This is a genomic window from Marinobacter nanhaiticus D15-8W (assembly GCF_036511935.1).
In the GTDB taxonomy this organism is placed as follows: Bacteria; Pseudomonadota; Gammaproteobacteria; order Pseudomonadales; family Oleiphilaceae; genus Marinobacter_A; species Marinobacter_A nanhaiticus.
In genome coordinates this window covers 3,693,619-3,718,655 of record NZ_AP028878.1, presented here as the reverse complement: position 1 = coordinate 3,718,655, position 25,037 = coordinate 3,693,619, and the positions used below count along the sequence as shown (strand labels likewise).

Sequence of the window (25,037 nt, the reverse complement as noted above, 5' to 3'; positions counted from 1 at the left end):
GGTGTCCTCCCTCACGATGCCCGGCCGTGGAACCAGGGGTAGCGCCATCGCGAATACCGGTTGAGCAGGAAGTCGATGACGAAGGCGAGCAGCGTAATCCAGAGCACGTAGGGCAGGATCACGTCCATCGCCAGGTAACGTCGTACCAGGAAGATCCGGTAGCCCAGGCCGTCGGTTGCGGCGATGGCTTCGGCGGCGATCAGGAACAGCCAGGCGGAACCCAGCGACAGGCGCACGGCGCTGATCAGTCGCGGCATGATCTGCGGCCACACCAGGCGGACGATGATCTGCCAGGTGTTGGCGCCGAGGGTCTGCATCTTGATGATCTGTTCCTCGGGGATCTCCATGGTCCGCAATTGGAGATCGCGGATGATGAAGGGCGTGATGCCTATGAAGATCAGCATGACCTTAGCCAGCTCTTCGAGCCCGAAGGCGATAAAGAGGACGGGCAGGATGGCCATGGGCGGCACCAACGATATGCCTGTAATCAGCGGCGAGAAGCCGGCCCGGAACAGCGGAATGGCGCCATTGGCGATGCCGAATACGAGCCCCGCCAGTGCCGCCAGCCCGACGCCGATCGCAAGGCGCTGCAGGCTTGCGGCCGTATCGGTCCAGAGCACGTAGTCCCCGGTGCGCTTGCTGGGCTCGAACGCCATGCGTTGCATGGCTTCCACCATGGCTGTACTCGAGGGCAGCAGCTTATCGTTGGGGTTTTCCTCCAGGCGTGCGTTCGAGGCCGCCGTGTAGATCACGGCGATGACCAGGAACGGCAGCAGGCCCAGGGCCCAGCGGGACACGATGCCCGGCTGTTGGTTGATCAGCTTCTTCATGGATCGGTTTCCGGCTTCGGTTCAGGCCCGGTCGCCGTGCGACCGGGGTGACACGGGCAGGCCGCAGGCTATAGCGCGCCGTCGGCTGCCATCTGCATGTAGTCCGGAATGAAGCGGAGCTGGGTATTGCCGCTATTGCCGTAGGTGCCAGTCGGGGTTTCCACGCCAATGAAGGTTGCATCGGGCGCACCTTCACCCAGCAGGCCGTGTTCGAAGGAGAACTCTGCCACTTTCTGCATGGTTTCCTGCAGTTCCGGGCTGTTGACGAATTCCACCGCCTTGGCCGGGTCGTAGAACATGCGGGTGCTGTCCAGTTGGCTATCGTAGCCTTCCAGATCAGTGCCAGAGGCGTCCGCCAGTTCCTTGCGCACCTGGACCGCGTCCTCGCCTTCGCCCTGCATGGCCGTCATGACTTCGTACCAGGCACCGGTCAGCGCCTTGCCCAGTTTGGGGTTGGCTTCCAGTACATCGGTATTGACCACCATCAGGTCGATGATTTCGCCGGGAATGCGCGAGGAGTCGAACACCAGGTGGCTGTCGGGCATGCTGGTGATTTCACTCAGTAGGGGGTTCCAGGTGGCGACGGCGGTGACGTCGTCACTGGTGTACGCGGAGACCATGTCGGCGTCGGACGTGTTGACCACGGTGATATCGCGCTCGCTCATGCCAACGGTTTCGAGGGCGCGGGCCAGCATGTAGTGGGAGACGGAGAGTTCGACCAGGTTGACCCGCTGGCCTTCGATATCGCTCAGGCTATCCTTGCCCTTGAGGACGACGCCGTCGTTCCCGTTGGAGAAATCGCCGACGATCAGTGCGGTCGAGTCAACGCCACCTGCAGCAGGAATGGTGAGGGCGTCCATGTTGGTCATCACGCAGGCGTCGTATTGGCCGGCCGTGTACTGGTTGATGGATTCGATATAGTCGTTGATCTGCACGACATTGATGTCGATGTCGTACTTATCCGCCCATTTATCGATGATGCCGGCATTCTCGGCATAGCCCCAGGGCATCCAGCCGACGTAGATCGACCAGCAGACGTTGAATGAATCCCGGGCAAAGGTGACGGGGGCAAAGGTCAGGGATAAGAGCAGGGCAGTTGTTATGTACAGCTTACGGGTCATCGTGACCTCCTTGGCAAGCGGGTGTCGAGTGATTCGTAAAGCATCGAGAGGAATCAAATGGCGAGTACCATCGATTGTCCTCCCGGGCTTTTGTCCCGCCGTGTAACCTTGCAAGAAGGTCGACCGCTCTCGGACCAGGCATCGGCTTGTGACCGACCGGAACCCTAGCTGTCTATTGGTGTTCAGGTTGTCGTGAATCTGGAAGGCCGTGGGCCTTCGAAATGGCGACCCGCCATTTGATTCCTCAACTGGGAGTCAGCAAAGCCGGTGCCATTTTCCGTAGGCGTCTATTTCTATTAGGGTTTGCTCCTCTGGACGTCCCGCCGAGCAAACCCGTGCCTGGCCTCGCTGCACCAATCGGGTGCATATGCCAGGGTGTTTGTCGCCGATGGTGCGTTCGGGCAGCGGCGCATGCCCAAGCGAGATTTGGGTGTACCTTTGCTGCCTTCGTTCTATGCTGATGAGTCAAGTCATCGATCGCCACGGCGGCATGAAATTCACTTCTCCTCTGGGGGCTTGGGCATGCAACTCGTCATCGGCAACAAGAACTACTCCTCCTGGTCACTGCGTCCCTGGCTGCTGATGTCGGCCTTTGGTCTCCAGTTCGAGGAGATCCAGGAATCCCTGCAGAAAGAAAATATCCAGAATCGACTGAGGCGTTACTCGCCCACCTGCCGCGTGCCGGTATTGATCGATGGCGGCGTAACGGTGTGGGATTCCCTCGCGATCTGCGAATACGTTTCCGAAGCCTACCTTGAGGGGCAGGGCTGGCCAGCTGACCGATGGGCGCGGGCCCAGGCCCGTGCAATCTGTACCGAAATGCATGCCGGCTTTTCCGCTATTCGGAGCGAGATGCCTATGAACTGCCGGGCGAGACGGCAGGTGGAGCTGAGCGAGGTGGCGAGAAAGGAGGTGGCCCGAATCGACGCCATTTGGACCGAATACAGTACGCAATACGGTGAACTGGGCCCCTGGTTGTTCGGCTCTTTCTCCATAGCCGACTGTTTCTTTGCGCCCGTGGCGTTCCGTTTTCTGACCTACGGTGTCGAACTCTCCGATGGAGCGCAGCAGTATGCCGCGCGTCTGCGCGATCATGACAGCATGCGTCGATGGCGCTCTGCCGCACTGGAAGAAAAAGAGGTGCTGCCGGAAGAAGAAGTTGGCGTCGATCTGAACTGATCCTCAGTCATGGCTTCGGTGTAGGCATGGGGCTTGCAGATTTTTGCTGACTACAAAGGAACGAAACCGTCCCTAACCAGCCCATGGAGGACGCATGGCTTACTCAGCAACTGTATCCGGAGAACGGTTTAGCTTTCCGGATCTGCGTACCCTAATGGCGCGCGCCACGCCTTTGCGTTCAGGTGATCAGCTGGCGGGGCTTGCCGCCGCCTCGGCTACTGAGCGGGTGGCCGCGCAGATAGCCCTGGCGGACTTGCCCCTGAAGCAATTCCTCAACGAAGCCGTGATCCCCTACGAGACCGACGAAGTCACCCGGCTGATCGTCGATACCCACGATGCCAAAGCGTTTACGGCTGTGGCCGGCCTCACCGTTGGCGAGTTACGGGACTGGCTGCTGGGGGATACCGCCACACCGGACGTATTGGCTTCGCTCGCGCCCGGCCTGACGCCGGAGATGGTCGCTGCGGTCTCCAAATTGATGCGCAACCAGGACCTCATCGCCGTCGCGCAGAAATGCCACGTGGTCACTCGCTTCCGCAATACCGTCGGTGCGCCGGGTCATCTCTCGGTGAGGCTGCAGCCCAACCATCCGACCGACGACGTCACAGGTATCGCCGCCTCGATCCTCGATGGTCTGATGTATGGCTGTGGCGACGCGGTGATCGGTATCAACCCGGTGTCGGATAACGTGGATACGATGGTCCATCAGCTCGAACTGATCGACGACCTGCGCCAGCGCTTCGATATCCCCACCCAGAGCTGCGTCCTGGCGCATGTGACCACTGCGTTGGAAGCCATGGAGCGCCGGGCGCCAGTGGACCTGGTATTTCAGTCGATTGCGGGTTCTGAAGCGGCTAACGAAAGCTTCGGTATCTCGCTGTCGTTGCTGGACGAGGCGCACCAGGCGGCGCTCGCGATGAAGCGCTACACCCTGGGCGACAATGTCATGTATTTCGAAACCGGGCAGGGCAGCGCGTTATCGGCGGATGCCCACCAGGGCATTGATCAGCAGACCATGGAGACCCGAGCCTACGCGGTTGCGCGGCGTTTCCGGCCGTTGCTGGTGAATACGGTGGTGGGTTTTATCGGCCCGGAATACCTGTTTGACGGACGCCAGATCACCCGGGCGGGGCTGGAGGACCATTTCTGTGGCAAGTTGCTGGGCGTGCCGATGGGCGTGGACGTGTGCTACACCAATCACGCCGAAGCGGACCAGGACGACATGGACAACCTGCTGACCCTGCTGGGCGTCGCCGGCGTGAATTTCGTGATGGGCGTGCCGGGCGCCGACGACATCATGCTCAATTACCAGAGCACCAGCTTCCACGACGCGCTCTATGTCCGACAGGTGCTGGGTAAGCGGCCGGCACCCGAATTCGATGCCTGGTTGCAGAAGATGGCCATCCTGGATACCCATGGCCGCGTCAGGCCCCAGTTGGATAGGGCGCCAAGGGCACTGCTGCAATTCCCCGATTCAGCGGAGGATGCCCATGTTGCCGGATGAACCCTGGCGCAGGTTGCGCCGCTTCACCAATGCCCGTATCGGTATGGGCCGGGCTGGAAATGGGCTACCGACGAAGCATCTGCTGGACTTCCGCGTCGCGCATGCCATGGCAAGGGACTCGGTTCACAGCGCACTGGATTTCGACGCCCTCGAGCAAGCCCTGACATCACGGATCGCACATTGCCCGCAGATTATCCGGATCGCCTCCCGCGTGACGGATCGAGCCGAATACCTGCAACGCCCCGACCTCGGGCGCCGCGTGGTCGAGGCGGATATCGTCAAACTCGAGACGGGTGAGTGGGATATTGTCTTCGTGATTGCGGATGGCCTCTCCGCCGAGGCCGTCAGTCGCAACGCGCCGGACCTGTTGGCGGAGACGCTGCCCCAGCTTTCATCCCTGCGCGTGGGGCCTTTGGTTCTTGCCGGCCAGGGCCGGGTCGGTATCGGAGATGAGATCGGCGAGCGCCTTGGTGCACGTATGGTGGTTATGCTGATCGGCGAGCGGCCGGGCTTGTCCAGTCCCGCAAGCCTTGGTGCCTACATCACCTGGCAACCCAGGCTCGGTCGCCAGAACAGCGAGCGTAATTGCATCTCCAATATCCATGCGGACGGCCTGGTGCCCCCGGTCGCCGCAGTGCGTCTGGTTTCCCTGATTCGCGGTGCCATGAAGATGGAGCTGACCGGAGTGGGTCTCAAGGATCGTGGGCAGTTGATAGAAGGCGAAGCGCCCGACTGAAGATTTACGGCGATGTGGCCTGCGGGCATTCGATGTCGCGGGCTTCGGAGAATTGTGCCCGGATGGCGTCACGCATTCGTTCAGGATCGGCGTATTCCGGGGGCAGTGGTGCCAGGAGGTAGATCGCATCGCCCTTGTCGAGGTCCGCCTGGTCGAACGACGGCGCGTTGGCCTGCTCAACCACGACCGGACTCAAGACCCTGATCTGCAGATCGGGAGCGAGAGCCTCCAATGCTGCAACCGTGCCGGAGCGGTATTCGCTGTGGAATGTGCCTGTCAGGTGTAGAACCTGATGCCCTGGGTGCTCTTTCAACGCCTGAGCGATCCGGGAAGCCATGGTGTTGTCCCTGAGTAACTGGGCCTTGTAACGGTTTTCCAGTTGGTTCGATGCGTTCCCGCCATGCCCGCCCAGGGCGCCAAAGAACCGTTCCCGATAGGCAGGGTCGCTGTAGAACGGATCTTCCGGCAGCAACGCCTGCATCTTCGGAGGAAATGCCTCAAGTGCACTTGTACCCTGGCGCCCGACACAGCGAACCATATCGGCTGGCGCATTGGCTGCGATAACCGGCTCACCCAGATCCGCTGCGAACGCCACCAGGGGCCGATAGGACGCCTTGTAATTGTCCCAGGCTTCGGCGTCCTCGATCATTTCCGCTTCCCCAAGTTCACCGCCCAGGTATCGGTCCAGTTGAGGCTGGTGGACCACGTTGAACTGCTCGAGGGACAGTATCTGGCTCGGGTGATGTTGGTAGAGTGCTACCTGCATCCGGGCCTGGAGCAGATGCGCTCCATTATGGCCATGCAATTCACCGATGACCACGACATCCACGTCCTGCCAGCGTTCCGCCAGGGCCTCGACGGAAATGCCCCGGCCGGTTTCCGAGTCGATGATGTGCGTGTTGAGAATCGAATGCAGGGGAAGCAGCGTCCGCGCTTTTGGTTGTTCCTCGGTTGCCACCGATGCGCAGCCGGATAGGAGGGCGACCGAAAGGGAACTGGCGATAGCGGCTCGAAACGACAACGGAGTCTCCTGCGAAGATAAGACAGGGGTGTACTTATGATAGCTGCCGGCGACCAGAATGAAACATGAGGACACCAATTCCGCCTCGAACTGTCTTACCACTGACCTGTATCAATCTGGCCAGGGCGGCCTATAGTTAGACTAGGTCAGCCTACTGTGAGGTAAGACCATGCCTGAACGAAAAGAATTCCTCGAAGCGCTCCGCAGTGAACTGAGGGAGCGGATCAACCGTTACACCGCCCACCAGCACCGCGACGACGGCCCGCTTGAGGCCGATTTCGCCGAACAGGCGATCCAGCGCCAGAACGACGAAGTGGTGGACAGCCTCGATTTGGAAGCCCGTTCCGAACTCAAGCAGGTGGAACGTGCCTTGGCCCGCATCGCCGAAGATGAGGGCGATATCTGCGAGGTCTGCGGCGAGTTCATCAATCCCGAACGTCTTAAGGTGCTGCCGCAGACTACCGTCTGTGTTGGTTGTGCCGACCAGCGATCCAGTTGAGATCGGCTGCCTGAAGAACAGCATGTGTGCATGAATGCTTGACCCTGCAGTGGTTACAGGGTTTAGAAAGAACGCAGTTTCTTTCCGGGCGTCGTATTTCCACGACGAACTGTTTATCACGAACAGGAGCCGCAAGCATGGCGCACAGTCATTCCCATCAACAGGGGCATTCTCATGGGCACGCCCACGGCCATCACGCGCACGGTCACTCCCATGGAACCCCGAACAGCCGGGCGTTCGCGATCGGCATCGCGCTAAATGTGATTTTCGTGGTGGTGGAAGCCGTGTATGGGGTGCTGGCGGACTCCATGGCGCTATTGGCAGACGCCGGACATAACCTGAGTGATGTGTTGGGTCTGATGTTGGCGTGGGGTGCGGCCTGGCTCGCACAACGCCAGGCCACCAAGTGGCGCACCTATGGCTTGAAGAAAACCACGATCCTGGCTGCGCTCCTGAATGCGCTGGTACTGATGTTTGCCATCGGCGGCATAGCCTGGGAATCCATCCGACGCTTTGCAAACCCTGCGGAGGTGGCCGGTACCACCGTTATCGTGGTTGCCCTTGTTGGTGTGGTCATCAATACGGCCACCATGATGCTGTTCATGAGGGGCCAGAAGGAAGACCTGAACATCCGTGGCGCCTTCCTGCACATGGCCGCCGACGCCGGTATCTCTCTCGGAGTAGCGGTAGCCGGCGGCTTGATTCTCTGGACCGGCCTGCAATGGATCGACCCTGTTGTCAGCCTTGCCATCGTGGTTGTGATCCTGATCGGTACCTGGGGCCTGTTACGGGAATCGCTCAACCTCAGCCTGGACGCGGTGCCCTCTGGGATCGACCCTGATCAGGTGCGCGAAATGCTGGTTGATCTGCCAGGCGTAGAAGATGTCCATCACGTCCATATCTGGGGTATGAGCACCACGGAAAACGCTCTCACGGCCCACTTGGTCAAGCCCGATCCGCACTCGGACGATGCGCTGCTGGAAACCCTCGAAGGCAGGTTGCGCAAGGAATTCAATATCAGCCATGTCACCATCCAGTGGGAGCGGAACATGCGCGGGTGCCCCATGCCGGACCATTGCTGACGCGGAACTATCCCACTGGGAATTCCGTCTTTGCATAGCGCACGTGGGATTTGCTGCGCATGGTGAGGATGTAGCCGAGTGTGAGTGGGCCGACGCGGCCAATCAACATGACCAGCATAATGATGATCTGGCCGGCTGCGTTGAGCTCTCCTGTTGCGCCCCCTGAGAGTCCCACCGTGCCGAACGCGGAAACCGCCTCGAATGCGAGGTCGAGAAAGCCGTAGTCGGTCGTTATCGTCAGTCCGAAGACGCCGAGAAAAATGGTTGCCATGGCCAGTGTCGTGATCGCTAAGGCCTTGATCACGGCTTCACGGGTGATTGACCGCTTGAAGATGGACGGATTGAGATTGCCCTTCAGGAAAGAACGTGTGGCCACGATCAGGATGACGAACGTGGTGAGCTTGATGCCGCTGGAGGTGGAATTGGGCGCACCGCCAATAAACATCAGCAGCAGGAACAGGACGCAGGTCCCCTGGGTCAGCGCACTGATGTCCAGGGTATTGAAGCCGGCTGTACGTGGTGTGGTGCTCTGGAACCAGGCCGCCAGCAGCTTGTCGCCAAAGGCATTCATGGCGCCCAGGGTTTCGGGATTGCCGTACTCCAGCAACAGGAAGATCGCGGTGGCTGCGATATTGAGAATGACGGTGGTGACCAGGATCAACTTGGAGTAGACCGACAGGGCGGTGAAACTACGCTTCTCCAGCACCTCCTTCACCACGATATAGCCCAATCCGCCCACCAGGAAGAGGGCGCTGACCGTCAACGAGATGCCGGGGCTTGAGACATAGGCCATCAAACTGTCCGGGGATAACCCGAAGCCAGCATTGTTGAACGCCGATATAGCGTAGAACAGCGCGTGATAGAGGCCGTCCAGCCAGCCCTTTTCCGGGACGAAGAAGCAGGCCAGCACTGCAAGGCCGATGGCTTCACTGATCAGTGCAAATAACGCAATGTGGGCCCCGGCTTTGCGGGTCGTCTTGATCGAAATCTCGTTCAGGGCTTCCTGGGCGACCAATTGCTGTTTCAGGCCCAGGCGGAAGCCCAGGGCGACTGCGGTAAGCACAGCGAAAGTCATTAGCCCCAGCCCGCCGAACTGGATCAGTGTCAGGATGACCAACTGCCCGAACAGTGTGAACTGGCTACCGGTATCGACGACCACCAGGCCTGTTACTGTGACGGCTGACGTTGCGGTAAAGGCGGCTTCCAACCAGGTGATCGGTACATGGGTGGCCCAGGGTGTTTTCAGCAGACAGCTACCGACGACAATCAGGACCAGGAAACCCTCGATCAACAGCCTTGGTGGGCTGGTGCGACGAGGGCCTGATCGGGAAGACCGCGGATGCCTGGGGAATAGCGCCGGCCGCCAGTAACTCATATGCGATCGGCGAGTTTTCGGAATTCGGTGAGGGTGCCGGCGAGCACGATTTGGTCGCCCTTGTGGAGGACAAAGTCGTCCGCGGGATTGATCGTCGTTTCAGCGCCGCGTTTAACTACCAGCAGCGTGACTTCGGCTTCGGTTTCCCGGGCCAGCTCCTGCAGGGCCGTATCATGAAGTTGATCGGTGGCGAAGATCTCGACGACAAACTCATCGTCCCCGAGGCCGATGTAGTTGTTGACCATGGGGTAGTTGAGTTCCTGGGCGACCCGCACGCCCATCTCGAATTCAGGCCCGATCACCCGGGTGGCGCCGATCTTGTCGAGGATGCGGTGATGCTGGCTGGTGATCGCCTTGGCCCATACCTTCTTGATACCCATATCGAGCAATTGCATCGTCGCCAGGATAGCGGCCTCGAAGTCATTGTCGATCGCGACCACCCCGACGTCGTATTGCCCCACATCCAACTCCTTCAGGGCATTCTCGTCAGTCACGTCGGCAATCACGGCGTGGGTGATCGATTCTGCCAGTCGGTCGATGCGGCTTTCGTCGGTGTCTACCCCGAGTACATCGTGTCCCAGTCGGGTCAGTTCCTTGGCGATAGTCTCGCCGAAAACGCCCAGTCCAATCACCACGAATTGTTGCCGTTCTATCATGAGGTGTCCTTCGTCCTTGGCTAGCGATACCTTTTTTCCGGCATGTTAGCAGAGTGCTCTCCTGCGATAGACAACCTGATGAAATTGTGAGCTATAGTTAACTCATGCAGGATAGATGTACTGAAAAGGATATCTTGATGTTCCGCGCGTTGTTGCTCGTTTCGCTATATGTTGCGACTGGATCGCAAGCCTCTGCTGAGTTATACAAATGGATCGATGAGAAAGGTGTTGTGCACTTTTCTGATTCTGTTCCTGAGGAGTACAGAGCATCGGTTGAGCAAGTTCAAGTCGATACAAGTCAACCGTCTGCCGAAGAAAGACAAGAAGCGAAAGCTATTGTTGAGCGTGCCGAACGGGCGGCGGATGATGTGAGGCGCTTGCGCCTGGAAACTGAGGAAAGTCATGCCCCTGAATCACTAGCGGAGCGGAAAGGTGGCGGGAAAACTCAAGAGCCCCCGGTTATCGCTCCAAAGCCAGGCCAGGCGAGACTCACCCGCGCGGAGAGAATGGCAATTTATAGGGCAAAAATGGAGGAATACCGCAAAAGTCAGGATTGTTTCGCCAAATATCAAACGCTGGGTGGAGGCACCAGAGGCTACGCCTTTAACGAGTGTAAGTCTGTTCCGCAGCCGCGCATCACTGATTACGAATAACTAGAGCCTTGTGTTTCTTAGGCCGCGTCGTTACTTCTTCTTGCGCCAAGACTCCCTGCAAAATCATCTGAAAAATACTTAGCTTGATCGACCGTAATACGACAAGAAACATTTGTTCTTGATGGCATGCGGGCGGCGGGTGCAATGTAATTTTTTTGCTTGGTACTGTCGTCTGAACCTGAGGCGATGGCTTCGCGTATTACTTTCCTGGACAGACTCCGCGCTCGGACAACCGGATCTGCCTTACCCACTGAACAGGAGGTCACACATGGCTAAGGTCCTTGTACTTTATTACTCCTCGTACGGCCATATCGAAACCATGGCCAAGGCGATCGCTACCGGCGTGCGTAACGCCGACATGGAAGCCGATATCAAGCGTGTGCCGGAAACCGTGCCGGAAGATGTTGCTAAGGATGCGGGATTCAAGCTGGATCAGGAAGCCCCGATTGCCAAGGTGGAGGACCTGGCGAACTACGATGCCATCGTGATCGGCACGCCCACCCGGTTCGGTCGGGTCAGCAGTCAGATGGCGGCGTTCCTGGACCAGGCCGGCGGCCTCTGGGCCAAGGGGGCGATGGTCGGGAAGGTCGGTAGCGCTTTCACGTCGACAGCCAGCCAGCACGGCGGGCAGGAAACCACGCTGTTCTCCGTGATCACCAACCTGTTGCACTTCGGCATGATTATCGTGGGCCTGCCCTACAGCCATAAAGGTCAGGCGACCCTGGATGAGATCGTCGGCGGTGCGCCCTATGGTTCGACGACCATTGCCGGTTCGGATGGTTCTAGAGAGCCCAGTGAGATAGAACTGGAAGGCGCCCGCCACCAGGGCGAATTGGTCGCCAGGACCACAGCGCGGCTTTTCGACTAGGCTGTCTATTTCTCCTGACGTTTGTCTCCCTAGGCCCACCGTCCGGTGGGCCTTTCTTTTGGTTTATCGCGTATTAGTGTGACGGGGAGAGCCGGGAGTACTCCGCATGTGTCGTAAGACTATGGGCACCTTCGGCGCCTCAGAAGCTGAAGCATCTGCTACATGCTCGAGTGATCTGGAAAATGTAGCCGACGCTTTAGAGGGTGTTGCAAAAGTAGCCGTATCTCCAAAGTACCGGCATAAACTCCCTCTCCCCTCGCGGGAGAGGGCCGGGGAGAGGGGGCAGCGCCGTCAGGCGCCCATCGTTGCCAGAGCCGACTTCGAGCGAGGCTTTCGCCTCGTCCCCCCCTCTCTCCAAACCTCCGCTCCGCGCCCCAGCCCGTCGTCGGAGGCTCCGGGCGTTCCGGCGGGCGAAGCGCTGCTTCGCTACTTCCGCCTACACCCCGCCAGGGGAGAGAGGCTTCAAGCCGCAAGCTTTTGCAACACCCTCTTTAGCTTCGGAGCAGTCCGGTGGGCTGCCCCATTCCCGGCACGCGTTCCGTTATACGGATTCCCGCTAAAGTGCGGTGAACATCTCTTTTTACAGCTTGCATCTTGAAATTTAATCAAGTGATTATACGATGGCGTAATCAATTGATTAAATCGCCGCGTCACGCCGGAGAGATGCGTTATGAGCCTTTCAAACAGAGTTTTTGCCGGGGTTTGGGGCCGGACCCGGGGTATGGGTATCACGATTCCCATACTGGCCCTCTTTATCGCAGGCTGCAGCTCGTCAACAGGCGCTGACAGCGAGGAGGAAAAGCCCCGGGTCGTGGATGCCGCCACCGTCTTGCCAGCCAATGGTTCCTCTGAGATCACGCTATCGGGCCGCGTGAAGGCTGCTGAGCAGACCGAACTCAGCTTCGAGATCTCCGGCAAGATAGAACGCCTGACTGTGGATGTGGGCGATAATGTCGAGGCCGGGGAAACGCTGGCGGTGCTTGAAGACGCTCGTTATCAGCTGGAGTACGACCGCGCCGTTGCCACTGAGCAGGAAGCGAAAGCTGCGCTGGATGAAGCCCGGCTTGCCTACAATCGCCAGAACAGTTTGCGGGAGAAGGGCTATACCAGCCAGTCGCAGCTGGACAGTGCCGAAGCGTCCCTGGAGTCAGCGCGTTCCCGTTATGAATCGGCGGTGGCATCCCGGCGTCTCGCGGCGCGGGATTTGCGCCTGACCGAATTGAAGGCCCCCTTTTCCGGGTCGATCAGTCAGCGGCACGTGGAACCCGCCGAGCGAGTCAGTCCAAACCAGGCCGTGCTCGATGTCATTTCCGACCGTGACGGTTTCGAAGTGGAAACCAGCGTTGCCGAGAACCTCGTAGGTCACCTCAACGCCAAGTCCCTGCATACCATTACCATCCCCGCCCTGGGCGGCGAGCCGGTACCGGCCTCCATCAAGCATATTGGTACCCAGCCGCAATCGTCGAACAACTATCCGATCATCCTGGCTCTGGAAGAACCTGTTGGCGGCCTGCGCTCGGGGATGACCGCCCAGGTTCATCTGGATATTGCGGCAGGCGATATGCAGACCCTTGAGGAGGGAGACTCGGCGGTCAGGGTGCCGCTTACGGCGTTGGTCTACGACACCCGCGAACAGGCCCACGTCCTGCGTCTGGATGAGGACAATCGGCTGGAACGAATTGAGTTGGACGTGCTGGCCGTCAGCGAGCAGATCGCCGCGGTGGCCGGGGCTTTGTCTCCGGGTGATCGCATCGTAGCCCGTGGCGCGGAGTTCGTCTCGGAAGGGCAGAAGGTGTCCGTTATGGGGCAGGGCCCCGAACGCTATAACTGAGGTGGCCATGAATCTCTCGCAACTGGCCTTCCGTTACCGTCCCGTGGTCCTGCTGGCTACGGTAACCGCCATCATCTACGGCGCTTTCAGTTATTTCGCGTTACCCACACGGGAAGACCCGAAGATCACCATCCGTGAGGCGGTGATCACCACGGAGTATCCGGGACTGCCCGCCGAGCAGGTGGAGCAGAACATCACCAAGCCGCTGGAGGCTAGCGTGCGCTCGGTCGGCGAGGTCGAGGAGATTCGTTCGACCTCCATGCGCGGTCGATCCCTGATTCACGTCGTGATCCACGACCGCTACTTCAACCTCGACCAGATCTGGGACGAGGTGCGCGAACAGATCGATGCCGCCCGTGCCGACCTGCCCGAGGGCACGGGGGAACCCCGCCTCAACGACGATTTCGGTGACGTCGCCGTGGTTACCGCGGCATTGATGTCGGATGACTTCACTCAGGCCGAACAGCTGGAGATGGCCGAGCACATCCGAACGTCGCTCTACGCCATCGAAGGCACGCAGAAAGTGGAGTTGCTGGGCGTGCAGCCCCAGCGCATCTTCATCGACCTGCCGGAATCGCGCATGGCGGAACTGGGGTTGTCGCCCAACGGGCTCGCGTCGCAGCTGCAATCCCGCAATGTGATGCCGCCGGCAGGCGTGATCGAATCCGGCGAACAGCGTTTCGCCTTGCAGGTCTCCGGTGAATATCCCGATATCGAGACGCTGCGCAATGCTGAGATCCGGCTGCCCGACGGCGGCACGATTCGCCTGGGCGACCTGGGCCGGGTCGAACGTGGCTACGTGGACCCTGTGGAACGCCCCGCGTACTTCAACGGCAAGCAGGCTATCGTGTTCGCCATCGCCATGCTCGATGGATACAGCGTGCTGGATTACGGCCACGCGGTAAAAGGCACGCTTAACGATGTGCGTGAGAATCTGCCCGCCGGTTACCAGCTCAAGATCATGACTTTCCAGGCCGACCAGGTGGGCAACGCGGTCTACGGCGTCACCTCGAGCGTCATCCAGACACTGGTGATCGTGCTGGCGGTCGTGATCCTGTTCCTGGGGATGCGTACGGGGTTGATCGTCGGCTCCATCATTCCCACGGTGATGTTGGTCACCCTGGCGGTCATGGGGTTCATGGATATGACCCTGCAGCGGATGAGCCTCGCGACGCTGGTGATCGCGCTCGGCCTGCTCGTAGACAATGCCATCGTCGTCGCCGAGGACTTCAAGACACGGCTCGAAGGCGGTTCGACACGGGATGAGGCCCTGCGTGATACCTGCAGGGAACTGGCCATGCCCCTGTTGTCATCGACACTGACGACGATCCTGGTGTTCCTGCCGCTGATGCTGGCGGAGCATGTGTCCGGTGAATACACCCGATCGATTTCCATCGTCATCGCCATCACGCTGCTGACCTCCTGGGTGTTGTCGCTCACGGTAACGCCTATCCTCTGCCATCACTTTCTCAAGGTGCCGGAAGGCGTGGGGGCGAATAGCTCAGACGAGCATACGTCCACCAATAAGCTGTCGGATAGGCTGTTCCGTTTTATGGCGTCCCGCTATGAACGCCTGTTGCGGCGGGTGCTGCGTCATCGGCCGATTTTCCTAGGAGTAATGATCCTGGCGCTGGTAGGCGGTGTGGCGTTGATGCAGGTGATTCCGAAAAAATTCTTCCCGGATTCGGATCGCAACCAGGTGCTGGTCTACGTAGATTTTCCATCCGATATTGCGCCTTCGGAGGCCGACCGCAAGGTGCAGGCGATCAGCGCTGCGCTGAGTGAAGACTCGGAACTGGAGGGCGAAGTCTCCAGCGTAGCGGCCTATGCCGGTTTTGGCGGACCGCGCTTCGTACTCTCGCTGACCCCGATCGACCCGGCGCCGAACAAGGGTTTCCTGGTGCTGAACGTGAAAGACCGGGACAACGTGGACCACGTCATTCGATCGACCCGTACGTTAATGGGGCAGTATTTTCCGGAGGTTTCCGCACAGGTCAGCAAGATGTTCCTGGGCCCCTCGGACAGCAGTCTGCTGGAAGTGCAGGTCAAGGGACCGGACCGATCGGTATTGTTCGACACAGCTCAGGAAATCGAACGGGTATTCAGGGATGTTCCCGGTGCGCTGGATGTACGTCAAAGCTGGGAGGCCCGAATTCCGTCAGTCATGGTCGAGGTGGACCAGGCACAGGCCCGTAATGCCGGAGTGAGTTCCGAGGACATTGCCCGTTCGTTGCGGGGCGCCATCGACGGCTATCACCTGAGCAATTTCCGTGAGGGTGACGACATCATTCCCATCATGCTGCGCTACGAAGCCGGCGACCGCTCCAGCCTGCAGCGGCTCAAGTCGCTGACCGTCTACCCGCTCGAGAATTCGGGGCAGGGCGTGCCGCTGAATCAGGTCGCCAATGTGGAGCTGGGTAACGGCTACTACCGTATCGATCGCGAAGACCTGGTACGCGCCATCACCATCGAAGCCCGCAACACGCAGATGACGGCGGAAGACATGGTTCCGCGGGTCCAAGCCGACCTGGACAGGATAGAAGCGAAACTGCCGCCCGGTCACTGGATCGAATACGACGGTGTGGTCAAGCAGTCAGCGGAAGGTCAGGCGGCGTTGCAGGCCAACTTGCCCATCTGTCTGGGTATGATCTTTATTCTCCTGGTCGCCCAGTTCAATTCGTTCAAGCGGCCGCTGCTGATCGTCGCCACTATCCCGCTGATCATCACCGGGGTTGCCGTAGGGCTGTTGGTGATGCATGCCAACTTCGGCTTTATGGTGTTGCTGGGGATCTACAGCCTGGCCGGAATCATCGTCAACAATGCTATCGTGCTGATCGACCGCATCGACATCGACCGCCAAACGCCGGGTATCGCTATGGACGAGGCGGTAATACGCGCCTCTGTACGCCGCCTGCGACCGATCCTGATGGCGGCGACCACCACGATACTGGGCTTCCTGCCGTTGATCATCGGGCGTGACGCATTGTTCTACGGTATGGCCAGTGCCATGGCGTTCGGGTTGGCGTTGGGCACGGTCATGAGTCTGGGCGTGGTGCCGGTGCTCTACACCTACTTCTTCGCGCGTGAATCTGGGACACTGGCCGCTATCGATCCCTCGCAACCGGAGCCGAAGTCTTGAAGGAATCCGCCAGACTCGAGGATGAAACCTCTGGCAAGCTGATCCTGGCAGGCATTGACCTGTTCGGTGAACATGGCTTCAAGGGCACCACGACACGAATGATCGCCGAGTCCGCGAATTCGAACATCGGGTCGATTGCCTATTATTTCGGCAACAAACGTGGACTGTATCTCGCGACCGCCCGTCATATCGCCAAGCGCTTGCGTCAGACGTTCGAGTTGGACACTTCGGGTGATACCCACGAGCACCTGAAAACGCTGGGCCGTGAGCAGGCCCGGGAAACGTTGGAACAACTGGTGCGCCGCATGGTCCGGTTGTTTGTTCAAGAGGAGGAGGCCCGTCGCTGGCTGATGCTCATCATGCGCGAGCAGGCCAACCCCAGCGAGGCGTTCGATATCCTCTACAAGGAAGCCTTCGAAATCGCCCACGTCACGATCACTACGCTGGTCGCCATCCTTATGGAACGTGATCCGGCAGATAACCGCGTGATCCTCGAAACCCACACTCTGGTGGGGCAGATCGTGTTCTTCCTGGTAGGGCGCACGCCGCTACTGCGACGTCTGGATAGTGGGGATTCGTTCCCACCGGAGATCGCCAATATGGCCGAAGAGGTGGTAGTGTCGCATCTGGCCGGGCTGGAACGCAGATAGGGCGCGGCTTCACCACACCCTATCTACCCGCGTAGGATGCGGTGAGCTCTGCGAACCGCATCATCTCTCTATAAACTTACAACCTCTCTTCCGACTCATTCCCCAACTGGCCGCGATCTCGCCGCAACCGCGCAAGAACCGCCGCGCCATCATGTTTGCCGGTATCGATACCAGCGTCCCGGAGCTTTCTCTCGAGGTTTCCATGGGCTTCGTCCTGCTCCAGTTCCCGCAAGCTCTCGTGAATATCGGTAAAGCGGGTTTGCCGTTCCCTGATCCGTTTCCCCGACTCCGCCAGGTCTCCGATATGGGCATGCAGCCCCACCGTGCGACTGCCCAACTGGTCCAGGACCCGCTCCGCATTGTGATTGGCGCGGGCCAGGCTCAGTTCACGCTTGTAGTGCTGGAGCTTGCGGCCAGCCTGCTGCAGGTGTTTGCGCAGCATCTTTTCCTGGCCGCCCAGGTGATCGGCGTGCCGCTTTTGCTCGGCCAGCAGGTTCTCATCTTCGGCAATACGCTCGGCCAGTTCGAGGGCCAGCGCATCCTCGCCTTTATCGATTGCCTGGCGAGCCTGAGCCTCTCGCTGGGCGATCGTGGTTTCCAGTTGCTGGTTGCTGCGGGTGAGTTGCCTGGCTTCGGCCATCAAACCGGCCAGCTCCCGCTTGGCGTTGACCATCGATTGCTCTGTATCGCGCAGTTCCTGCGCCATGATGCGCAACGCGTTGGCGTCCACCAGTTTTTCCATCGGCTCGTGAGCCGAGGCACGGAACAGGGTGCCGACTTTTCTCCAGATCGTCATGGCGATTACTCCCCGTATTCTTTCAGGATCTGCTGGGCCCGCGCCTCGGAAATCCGGTTATGGATACGTTTGCTCTCGTGCTCGTCACGCAGGGTCTTGGACAGGGTGATGGTGGTGCTCACCAGAAACAGGGCGCAAATGGCCATGTAGCCTTTGACCAGCAGGTCGATGGGGGTGAACACGATCCCGACGCCGGTCGCCACAAGGGCTATTGCGAAGGATACCTTGACGAAAAACAGCCAGCCGGTGGAGTTACTGCTCAGTTCGCTATCCATTGTTGCCTCCAGTGCATTTTTCTTCTGTGGACGGGCTGGCGGACCTCTCTACCGTCAGTCTGCAGCCCTGACGCGGTGTGCGTCGTTGCTGGACGCCACTTTGGAAGGATCGGTCAGTATGCTCCAGTGAAACCCAAAAAGTAGCAGGTATCTGGCTGGCAGGTATTACCTGGCAATACTTTCCGGCGTAGAGTAAGGCTTTTCGACGCGGCGGAGCACCCGATGGCCCAGACCACAGCGATAGTCGATACCCTGAAAAAGGCCTTGAGAGAGCAAGGTTTGACGTACCAGCAAGTCGCCGAAGGGCTCGGGCTTTCCGAGGCCAGCGTCAAGCGTCTGTTCGCGGAGAAGCAGTTCTCCCTTCGACGGCTCGACCAGGTGTGTGCGTTGATGGGGCTGGAGATCAGCGACCTGGTGCGCCGCCTGGAACCGGAAGCGCGCATCGATGAGCTTTCCCTGGAGCAGGAGCGAGAGCTGGTTTCCGATATCGAGCTGCTGCTGGTCTCGATCTGCGCCCTTAATCGCTGGCATTTCGAGCAGATCCTGGACGCCTACGTGCTCAGCGAACACACGGTGATCGGCAAACTGGCTCAGCTCGATCGCATGGGGCTCATCGAACTGCTGCCCGGAAATCGCATCAAGCCCTTGATCACCCATGATTTCCACTGGCAGAGAAACGGACCGATCCAGGCGTTTTTCGAAGACCAGGTCCAGGGCGACTTCCTCGAGTGCCGCTTCAACCGCCCGGGTGAGCTGCGGCTGTTCATGAATGGCATGCTGTCACCACTATCCAATGACACCATGCAGCAGAAACTGCGGCGCCTGGCCCTGGATTTTCGCCACTGCCATCAGGAGGACCTTGCCCTGCCGCTCGACCAGCGTTTCGGTATGAGTATGATCCTGGCGATCCGGCCCTGGGAGATTCAGGCTTTCCAGGCCTACCGTCGCGATACCACGCGAAAGGTCTACCCGGGCCACCGCTGATTACGATGCTGTCAGGGAGATTGCCGGCGTTCGCCGATTGGCTAAGCTGAGAGGATCACGAATGAGGGAGTGTTCGCCATGAGCAAGAAAGCAGGGACAGCCAAACCCGATAAACAGACCATCGGTAACCGGGATGACCTGGCCCGGGAACCGATCTTCCGTCTACCGCCGTATACCGTCCACAATATTTTCGTCGGCCTCTCGGAGATCCAGGACTGGGGGCTGAAGTTACTCAACATCCCGTCCCTCTGGCGTATCACCGAGGGGGAAGGCGTCAAGGTCGCGATACTCGATACCGGGGTCTCCCTGAATCACCCCGACCTGACCGGCTCCATTCCCGCCGACAGCTTCAAGGATTTCACCGACAGCCCGCACGGTATCGCTGACCAGCAAGGGCACGGCACCCACTGCGCGGGTATCGTCGCAGCGCGCAAGAACAGCCGTGGCGTAGTGGGTGTGGCGCCCAAGGCCGAACTTTTGATCGGCAAGGTGCTGGGGGACGATGGCTCGGGTATCGGCGAAAACATCGCTGCCGGAGTGAACTGGGCCGTGGAGCAGGGTGCCGATATTATCTCCATGAGCCTCGGCGCCCAGGTGGATATCCCGATCATCCATGATGCGATCAAGACAGGGGTTGAGAAAGGGGCTTTCTTCATATGCGCGGCCGGCAATGACAGCCTCAATTTCGTGGACTACCCAGGGGCCTACAAGGAAACCATCGCGGTGGGTTCGATCAACCGGCGATGCCAGCTTTCCAGCTTCTCTTCGGTGGGTGAAGAGGTTACGGTTGTGGCGCCTGGCGAAGACGTTCTGTCCACCTATCCTCCGAATGCATACGTCAAACTCAGCGGTACCTCCATGGCGACGCCGTTCGTGGCCGGCGTTGTGGCCCTTATGCTCTCCAAGCACCGCAAGTTCGGCGGTGAAACACCGCTCGACACTCAGGCCGATGTGGAAAAGCACCTGTCCATGATGGCCATCGATCTGGGGGCGCCGGGTTTCGATCCGCAGTTTGGCTGGGGACTGATCAACCCTGGGAGCCTGGTGACCAAGTTGAAGGCTGGCGGCGAAATACCGTGCTGAAGGGGGCTGCTCTCCTTATAGCGCCGGGTTCCTGATACAGTCCAGACTTTTAGAGATCAGGAACCCGTTTGCATGAAGTTCGCTTTCCTTTCCGGCCTGTTGCTTCTCGCAGTACCTTTTGTTGCCCCCCAGGGCCTGGCGGAAACGCTCGATTGCAGCGCGCCCGCAACTACTGTCGAAATGAATCGCTGCAAGGCGCAAGAGGTGGAGACGGCAGATGCGATGCTGGATAAGTACCTGCGAGCCAGCCTTGACCGCTACAAGGATAATGGCCAGCTCGCCGAGCGCATCGAGTCTTCCCAGTCCGCCTGGGAAACCTATCGGGATGCCCATTGCGGCGCCGTTTACGAGAAGTGGAGCGGCGGCACCATCCGCGGGCTGATGGGGGGCGAATGCCGGTTGCGCCTGACCCGTGAGCGAACCCACGAACTCTGGCGATCCTGGCTCACCTACGGCGATTCCACCCCGCCTGATTTGCCCGATCCGAGCAAGTCTGCCCCCGGTTTCGAAATCAGTCTGAGCGAAGCTCAGCTTGGCCAGGTCGGCGAGAAGATCTTCCAGAACGAATGCGCCGGCAAGACGGAATGTCTCGTCCACTGGAATCGGGGCGAGGCCTTCCCGTCCGTGGGTATAGGCCACTTCATCTGGTATCCCGAGGGTGTGGATGGACGCTTTGTGGAAAGCTTTCCCGATCTCGTCGCCTTCATGCGGAGCCAGTCGGTGGCGTTGCCGGGTTGGCTCGCGCAACTGGATCCGCTCGACGCACCCTGGCCGGATCGCGACGCGTTCCTGTCGGCCCGGGACAGCGAGCGCGTCGTATCCCTCAGACAGTTCCTGAATGCCAACAAGCCGGTCCAGGCCCAGTTCATGTTTGAGAGGGCTCAGGCATCGATGGCGCGTGTCGTCGAGGCTGCACCGGAGTCCGAGCGCAATCAGATCCATCAAAACCTCAAGGCGCTGACCACTACACCCGGTGGAGTCTATGCGCTGATCGACTACGTCAATTTCAAGGGCGAAGGGCTGGCCGACACCGAAAGGTACAACGGAGAGGGTTGGGGCCTGTTGCAGGTCCTGCGGGCAATGGACGATGTAAACGCAGAGGCGGAGCTGGATCAGTTTCGACAGGCTGCAGCAAAGGTACTCACCCGTCGTGCGGAAAACGCACCGAAGCCGATCGAGAAGGAGAAGTGGCTGCCAGGTTGGCTAAAGCGGCTGGAAACCTATCGGGACTGATCGCAACGTTTTCTTGTTTGCTGGTCTTCATCGCTTACGACTATTCGCTTAAGTCATTCCATCTCAGGGCATGCGAGTATCTGTACAGGACAACTGGATACGACCTGCGGAGAGAAGAACCGATGATGAAAGTGATTGCCTTCGGTGAGGCACTGATCGACATGCTTGCGCTGTCAGGCGAAGGGCAGCGTCGTTTCCTGGAGCAGCCCGGCGGCGCTCCGGCGAATGTCGCCGTGGGCGTGGCCAAGTTGGGCGGTCAGGCACGGTTCGTCGGGCAGGTGGGAGAGGACATGTTTGGCGATACCCTGGTGCGCGCTATGGAGCACTACGGGGTAGATACCTCAGCCTTGCGACGGACCGCGGATGCACTTACGGCATTGGCGTTCGTCAGCCTGGATGACAAGGGCGAGCGCAGCTTCGCATTCTATCGCCACGGCAGTGCCGATCTGCTCTACCGGGCGGAGCACTGTCCGGCAGACCTCTTCAGTCGACCGGTTATTTTCCATAGCGGTTCAAACACGTTGACCGAGCCGGACATCCATATCACAACCCTGGCCATGATGCAGAAGGCCAGGGAGGCGGATTGCCTGGTCAGCTTCGATGTGAACTATCGCCACAATCTTTGGACTGCCGGCGCCAACGCGCGCGAGCCGATCTGGGATGCCATGGCTGCGGCAGACATCGTCAAGCTCAGTCGTGAAGAATTGGATGCGCTCTACGGCAACGAGGACAAGCTCGTTCGCCAACTATTGGAAACAGGCGTGCGCCTGATACTGGTCACCGATGGCGGCAATCCACTCAATGTCCACTGGTCTGGCGGAAGTACCCAGTTGAAGCCAACCAACGCCGACGTGACCGACAGCACAGCAGCCGGTGATGCATTCGTCGCGGGCCTGTTATACCAGCTGGCGAAGCAGGAGATTGGACCGGAAACCCTCGACCGCTGGATCGAGGACGAAGCCAGCCTCGGGCGAGCGCTGGATTTTGCCTGCAAGTGCGGCGCCGTGGCGGTTTCCCGGTATGGGGCGTTTGATGCGCTGCCGTACCAGGAAGAGGTGAGGTAGTTCACGCAGGTGGACGGTGGATCCGAAATAGGCACCGGCCCGGTCGCCGTGCGACTACCGGCGCCCAGTGCCTGCTCGCTTAATCGATAGCCTGTGCTGGCCCAAAGAACTCGAAATGCTGATCCCGATCGGCCACGCCACGGGCTTTCAGCAGTTGGCGCACGTGCCGCAGCATCGGTGTGGGGCCGCAGAAGTAGTAGCTTGCAGGGGTATCCCCAACCAGTTCTTCCAGTAACGCAGCATCCACGATACCTGAACTTTGGCAACGTCCAACGGCGAGATCATCGGCTCCCGGGTCGCTGAACCGAACATGCAATGCAAGGTTGTCATAGCGCCGATTGAGTGTTTCCAACTCCTCCGCAAACGGCTGAACTGCACCGTCTATGGCAGCCTGAATGAATACGATGGGGCGGTCTGCCGGTGATTCGTCAAGAGCGACCTGAAGCATAGACATCAGTGGGGTGATGCCGACGCCACCCGCGATGAAGACGAGAGGCTTCTCCGGCTCCTGTGGCAGGGTTAGCGTGAACTCACCACTGGGCGGCGCGACTTCGACACTCTCACCCACCTTCAGCTTCTCATGCAGGTAACCGGAGACAACGCCGTCCGGCGTGCCTTCGACACTTCCTCGCTCGTGCTTGACGCTGATGCGGAACCAGGGTTCGCCCGGCATGTTGGACAGGCTGTAATTGCGCATGGTGGTCGAGCCGTCCGGCAGGGGAATGCGTACGGTTATGTATTGCCCGGCCTGGTGCAAGGCCAGCTCGGTGCCATCTGCAGGACACAGGTAGAACGACTCGATGTTCTCGCTGCAGCGCTCGCGCTTCTCGACGACGAACGTCTTGAACCCCTGCCAGCCGTATGTGTCCTCCTGCTGCTGGAAGACTTCCCCCTCACGCTGGATAAATATATCGGCCAACACACCATAGGCTTCCGCCCAGGCGTCGATGATGTCGTCGGTGGCAGCCTCACCGAGCACCTCGCGAATCGATGCCAACAGGTTCTCGCCAACGATAGGGTAATGCTCGGGCCTGATGCCCAGCGAAACATGCTTCTGCGCGATCTGTTCGACCGCATCACCCAACGCAGCCGGGTTATCGATGTGCTGGGCATAGGCGCAGATCGCCCCGGCCAGCGCGCGTTGCTGTGTGCCCGCCTTTTGGTGTGCGGGGTTGAAGAAGGGTTTGACCTCAGGGTTTTGCTGGAACATTCGCTGGTAGAAGTGGCGGGTCAGCGTTTCTCCATGTTCCTGCAGGACAGGAATGGTTTGTTTGACGATGGCGACGGTATCCTGTCTTAGCACAGTGGCCTCCTCGGCTATGCTGCTATTTAAAGATGCATAAATAATGAATGTTTATGGGCATGCTATTTCCCGTCGCTTGCGAGGTCAACTACCAAGCATTTCTCAGGTCAAGCCCATGAAGCCTTGGTTGGAGCCACAGTCACGCTATTTTGGAGGTGCAGTCACACTATTACAAAACGAAACGTTATGGTTTCGAAAACTTACAGGTTTAAGAATGTAGCCACCCTAAACTCTCCCTGACCAAAAAACACTCAGGTAAAAGGAATTACCGTGGAAGAGCGTTTGCATCGGCAGTGCGGGGACGAGCGTCCCTTGCCGCCTCCCATCCCCAGCTTCGAATCACTTTGTCAGCAGAACTATCCCGCCGAATGGCGTGTACTGACAGTCCTAATGTGGATCGTATTCGCGACCTGCGTATGCTCGACGCTCAGCTACCAGACCTGGCAGGCCGAAAAGGCACGGGCCATCCTGGCGAGTCACCCGGAGGTCGTGGCAATCGTTACCCGCGTCACGTCCAGTGTGGATGACGGTAAGTACCGTAAGTACTCCGTGGAGTTGGATGTGCCAGTGGATGGAAGAATGCGTACGGTCTCGTTGAAAATCCCCGAAACCACTTATGACTTCTATTACGCTGAGCAGCGACGCATCCCGATAGTCTATGCCGGCCCCGAAGAGTACAACCTGAGAACCTATTACGAGCGGCGTATCGACCCCCTGGCCGACTGGCCCAATACAGCAATTGGTTTCCTGATCGCCTTCCTGGTTATCTACTACATGCGACACTTTGCATTGAAATCGATTTGCAGCCGATCCGGTGAGTAAATACAACCTGTCCAATTTCGGTCATACACTAATGACTTGGCGAAATCGCTGTTTATGACAGCAAGAGCGTTAGTGTGACATAAGTTCCGCTGGTTACTTTTTGTAAAAGGGTAATGTCGTAAAAGGGTAATGGCGAAGTGTAACGCAGAGATAAATAGAGGGCGTTTTATATAAGTTCGGATTTTTGTGTGCAGATAAACATGAAGGATATATCGGGGCAGGTTTTTATTTATTTATGAACCCGCCCCTTTTTTATCGTTCAAACGTGCCGGTGAGTGATGCAAGCCCTCAATGTGAGGTTAGGGCTTTATTCGGTCCCCGTGATCCACTCGC

Annotated in this window: 23 protein-coding genes and 1 riboswitch; of the genes, 15 read left to right on the top strand and 8 right to left on the bottom strand. The window is 59.1% G+C overall.

All coding sequences use genetic code 11. From position 1 onward, the window contains the following. Positions 1-11 precede the first annotated feature (11 nt). Both RE428_RS16680 and RE428_RS16675 read right to left on the bottom strand, forming a co-directional pair. Positions 12-830: an ABC transporter permease gene (locus RE428_RS16680; RefSeq protein WP_004583075.1), complete on the bottom strand. Its 819-nt coding sequence runs from the start codon at positions 828-830 to the stop codon at positions 12-14. Between the two features lie 68 nt (positions 831-898). Beyond that, a complete protein-coding gene (locus tag RE428_RS16675) occupies positions 899-1,951 on the bottom strand; it encodes a putative urea ABC transporter substrate-binding protein (RefSeq protein WP_004583074.1) in 1,053 nt (350 codons plus the stop codon). A 77-nt stretch (positions 1,952-2,028) separates the two neighbouring features. After that, positions 2,029-2,130, bottom strand: a riboswitch (guanidine-I (ykkC/yxkD leader). 343 nt (positions 2,131-2,473) lie between these two features. Here RE428_RS16675 and RE428_RS16670 point away from each other — a divergent pair. The 3 genes from RE428_RS16670 (at position 2,474) to eutC (ending at position 5,370) form a co-directional block, all read left to right on the top strand. Then, positions 2,474-3,130, top strand: a complete 657-nt coding sequence (locus RE428_RS16670) for a glutathione S-transferase family protein (RefSeq protein WP_004583073.1) — start codon at positions 2,474-2,476, stop codon at positions 3,128-3,130. Positions 3,131-3,224: 94 nt separating this feature from the next. After that, entirely contained in the window at positions 3,225-4,634 is a 1,410-nt protein-coding gene (locus RE428_RS16665; RefSeq protein WP_040883790.1) for an ethanolamine ammonia-lyase subunit EutB, read from the top strand. Next, positions 4,621-5,370: an ethanolamine ammonia-lyase subunit EutC gene (gene eutC, locus RE428_RS16660; RefSeq protein WP_004583071.1), complete on the top strand. Its 750-nt coding sequence runs from the start codon at positions 4,621-4,623 to the stop codon at positions 5,368-5,370. The genes RE428_RS16665 and eutC overlap by 14 nt, the downstream gene beginning before the upstream one ends. Positions 5,371-5,374: 4 nt before the next feature. On the opposite strand, the gene RE428_RS16655 is transcribed toward eutC, so the two are convergent. After that, the gene (locus tag RE428_RS16655; protein ID WP_004583070.1) at positions 5,375-6,391 is read right to left on the bottom strand and encodes a ChaN family lipoprotein; all 1,017 of its coding nucleotides are present in this window, start codon (positions 6,389-6,391) and stop codon (positions 5,375-5,377) included. Between the two features lie 169 nt (positions 6,392-6,560). On the opposite strand from RE428_RS16655, the gene RE428_RS16650 reads away from it, so the two are divergent. Together RE428_RS16650 and RE428_RS16645 are read left to right on the top strand one after the other, a co-directional pair. Further along, on the top strand, positions 6,561-6,890 hold the full coding sequence (locus RE428_RS16650) for a TraR/DksA family transcriptional regulator (RefSeq protein WP_004583069.1): 330 nt from the start codon (positions 6,561-6,563) through the stop codon (positions 6,888-6,890). Between the two features lie 137 nt (positions 6,891-7,027). After that, entirely contained in the window at positions 7,028-7,972 is a 945-nt protein-coding gene (locus RE428_RS16645; protein WP_004583068.1) for a cation diffusion facilitator family transporter, read from the top strand. A gap of 7 nt (positions 7,973-7,979) precedes the next feature. On the opposite strand, the gene RE428_RS16640 is transcribed toward RE428_RS16645, so the two are convergent. After that, positions 7,980-9,263 (bottom strand): TrkH family potassium uptake protein, encoded by a 1,284-nt coding sequence (locus tag RE428_RS16640; RefSeq protein ID WP_004583067.1) that lies wholly within the window; start codon positions 9,261-9,263, stop codon positions 7,980-7,982. An 80-nt stretch (positions 9,264-9,343) separates the two neighbouring features. Further along, a complete protein-coding gene (locus RE428_RS16635) occupies positions 9,344-10,003 on the bottom strand; it encodes a potassium channel family protein (RefSeq protein WP_004583066.1) in 660 nt (219 codons plus the stop codon). Between the two features lie 137 nt (positions 10,004-10,140). Here RE428_RS16635 and RE428_RS16630 point away from each other — a divergent pair, with 137 nt between their 5' ends. The 5 genes from RE428_RS16630 to RE428_RS16610 all read left to right on the top strand — a co-directional run bounded on the left by RE428_RS16630 (position 10,141) and on the right by RE428_RS16610 (position 17,144). Further along, positions 10,141-10,656, top strand: a complete 516-nt coding sequence (locus RE428_RS16630) for a DUF4124 domain-containing protein (protein WP_004583065.1) — start codon at positions 10,141-10,143, stop codon at positions 10,654-10,656. Between the two features lie 268 nt (positions 10,657-10,924). After that, a complete protein-coding gene (wrbA, locus tag RE428_RS16625) occupies positions 10,925-11,524 on the top strand; it encodes an NAD(P)H:quinone oxidoreductase (protein WP_004583064.1) in 600 nt (199 codons plus the stop codon). A 670-nt stretch (positions 11,525-12,194) separates the two neighbouring features. Continuing rightward, complete coding sequence (locus RE428_RS16620) at positions 12,195-13,355, top strand: efflux RND transporter periplasmic adaptor subunit (protein WP_205624682.1); 1,161 nt, start codon at positions 12,195-12,197, stop codon at positions 13,353-13,355. A gap of 7 nt (positions 13,356-13,362) precedes the next feature. Then, the gene (locus tag RE428_RS16615; protein WP_004583062.1) at positions 13,363-16,494 is read left to right on the top strand and encodes an efflux RND transporter permease subunit; all 3,132 of its coding nucleotides are present in this window, start codon (positions 13,363-13,365) and stop codon (positions 16,492-16,494) included. Next, complete coding sequence (locus RE428_RS16610) at positions 16,491-17,144, top strand: CerR family C-terminal domain-containing protein (protein WP_004583061.1); 654 nt, start codon at positions 16,491-16,493, stop codon at positions 17,142-17,144. The genes RE428_RS16615 and RE428_RS16610 overlap by 4 nt, the downstream gene beginning before the upstream one ends. Before the next feature lie 76 nt (positions 17,145-17,220). On the opposite strand, the gene RE428_RS16605 is transcribed toward RE428_RS16610, so the two are convergent. Next, a complete protein-coding gene (locus RE428_RS16605) occupies positions 17,221-17,940 on the bottom strand; it encodes a PspA/IM30 family protein (RefSeq protein WP_004583060.1) in 720 nt (239 codons plus the stop codon). A gap of 5 nt (positions 17,941-17,945) precedes the next feature. After that, on the bottom strand, positions 17,946-18,215 hold the full coding sequence (locus RE428_RS16600; RefSeq protein ID WP_004583059.1) for a YiaA/YiaB family inner membrane protein: 270 nt from the start codon (positions 18,213-18,215) through the stop codon (positions 17,946-17,948). A gap of 222 nt (positions 18,216-18,437) precedes the next feature. On the opposite strand from RE428_RS16600, the gene RE428_RS16595 reads away from it, so the two are divergent. The 4 genes from RE428_RS16595 to RE428_RS16580 all read left to right on the top strand — a co-directional run bounded on the left by RE428_RS16595 (position 18,438) and on the right by RE428_RS16580 (position 22,579). Next, entirely contained in the window at positions 18,438-19,199 is a 762-nt protein-coding gene (locus RE428_RS16595) for a helix-turn-helix domain-containing protein (protein WP_004583058.1), read from the top strand. Positions 19,200-19,277: 78 nt separating this feature from the next. Continuing rightward, a complete protein-coding gene (locus RE428_RS16590; RefSeq protein WP_004583057.1) occupies positions 19,278-20,282 on the top strand; it encodes a S8 family peptidase in 1,005 nt (334 codons plus the stop codon). 72 nt (positions 20,283-20,354) lie between these two features. After that, positions 20,355-21,515: a lysozyme inhibitor LprI family protein gene (locus RE428_RS16585; protein WP_004583056.1), complete on the top strand. Its 1,161-nt coding sequence runs from the start codon at positions 20,355-20,357 to the stop codon at positions 21,513-21,515. A 122-nt stretch (positions 21,516-21,637) separates the two neighbouring features. Continuing rightward, a complete protein-coding gene (locus RE428_RS16580; protein ID WP_004583055.1) occupies positions 21,638-22,579 on the top strand; it encodes a carbohydrate kinase family protein in 942 nt (313 codons plus the stop codon). 79 nt (positions 22,580-22,658) lie between these two features. On the opposite strand, the gene hmpA is transcribed toward RE428_RS16580, so the two are convergent. Next, positions 22,659-23,882 carry an NO-inducible flavohemoprotein gene (hmpA, locus tag RE428_RS16575; protein ID WP_004583054.1) on the bottom strand — a complete coding sequence of 408 codons (1,224 nt, stop codon included), beginning with the start codon at positions 23,880-23,882 and terminating at the stop codon, positions 22,659-22,661. 270 nt (positions 23,883-24,152) lie between these two features. Between hmpA and RE428_RS16570 the strand changes: the two genes are divergently transcribed. Further along, on the top strand, positions 24,153-24,704 hold the full coding sequence (locus RE428_RS16570; protein WP_004583053.1) for a hypothetical protein: 552 nt from the start codon (positions 24,153-24,155) through the stop codon (positions 24,702-24,704). Positions 24,705-25,037 lie beyond the last annotated feature (333 nt).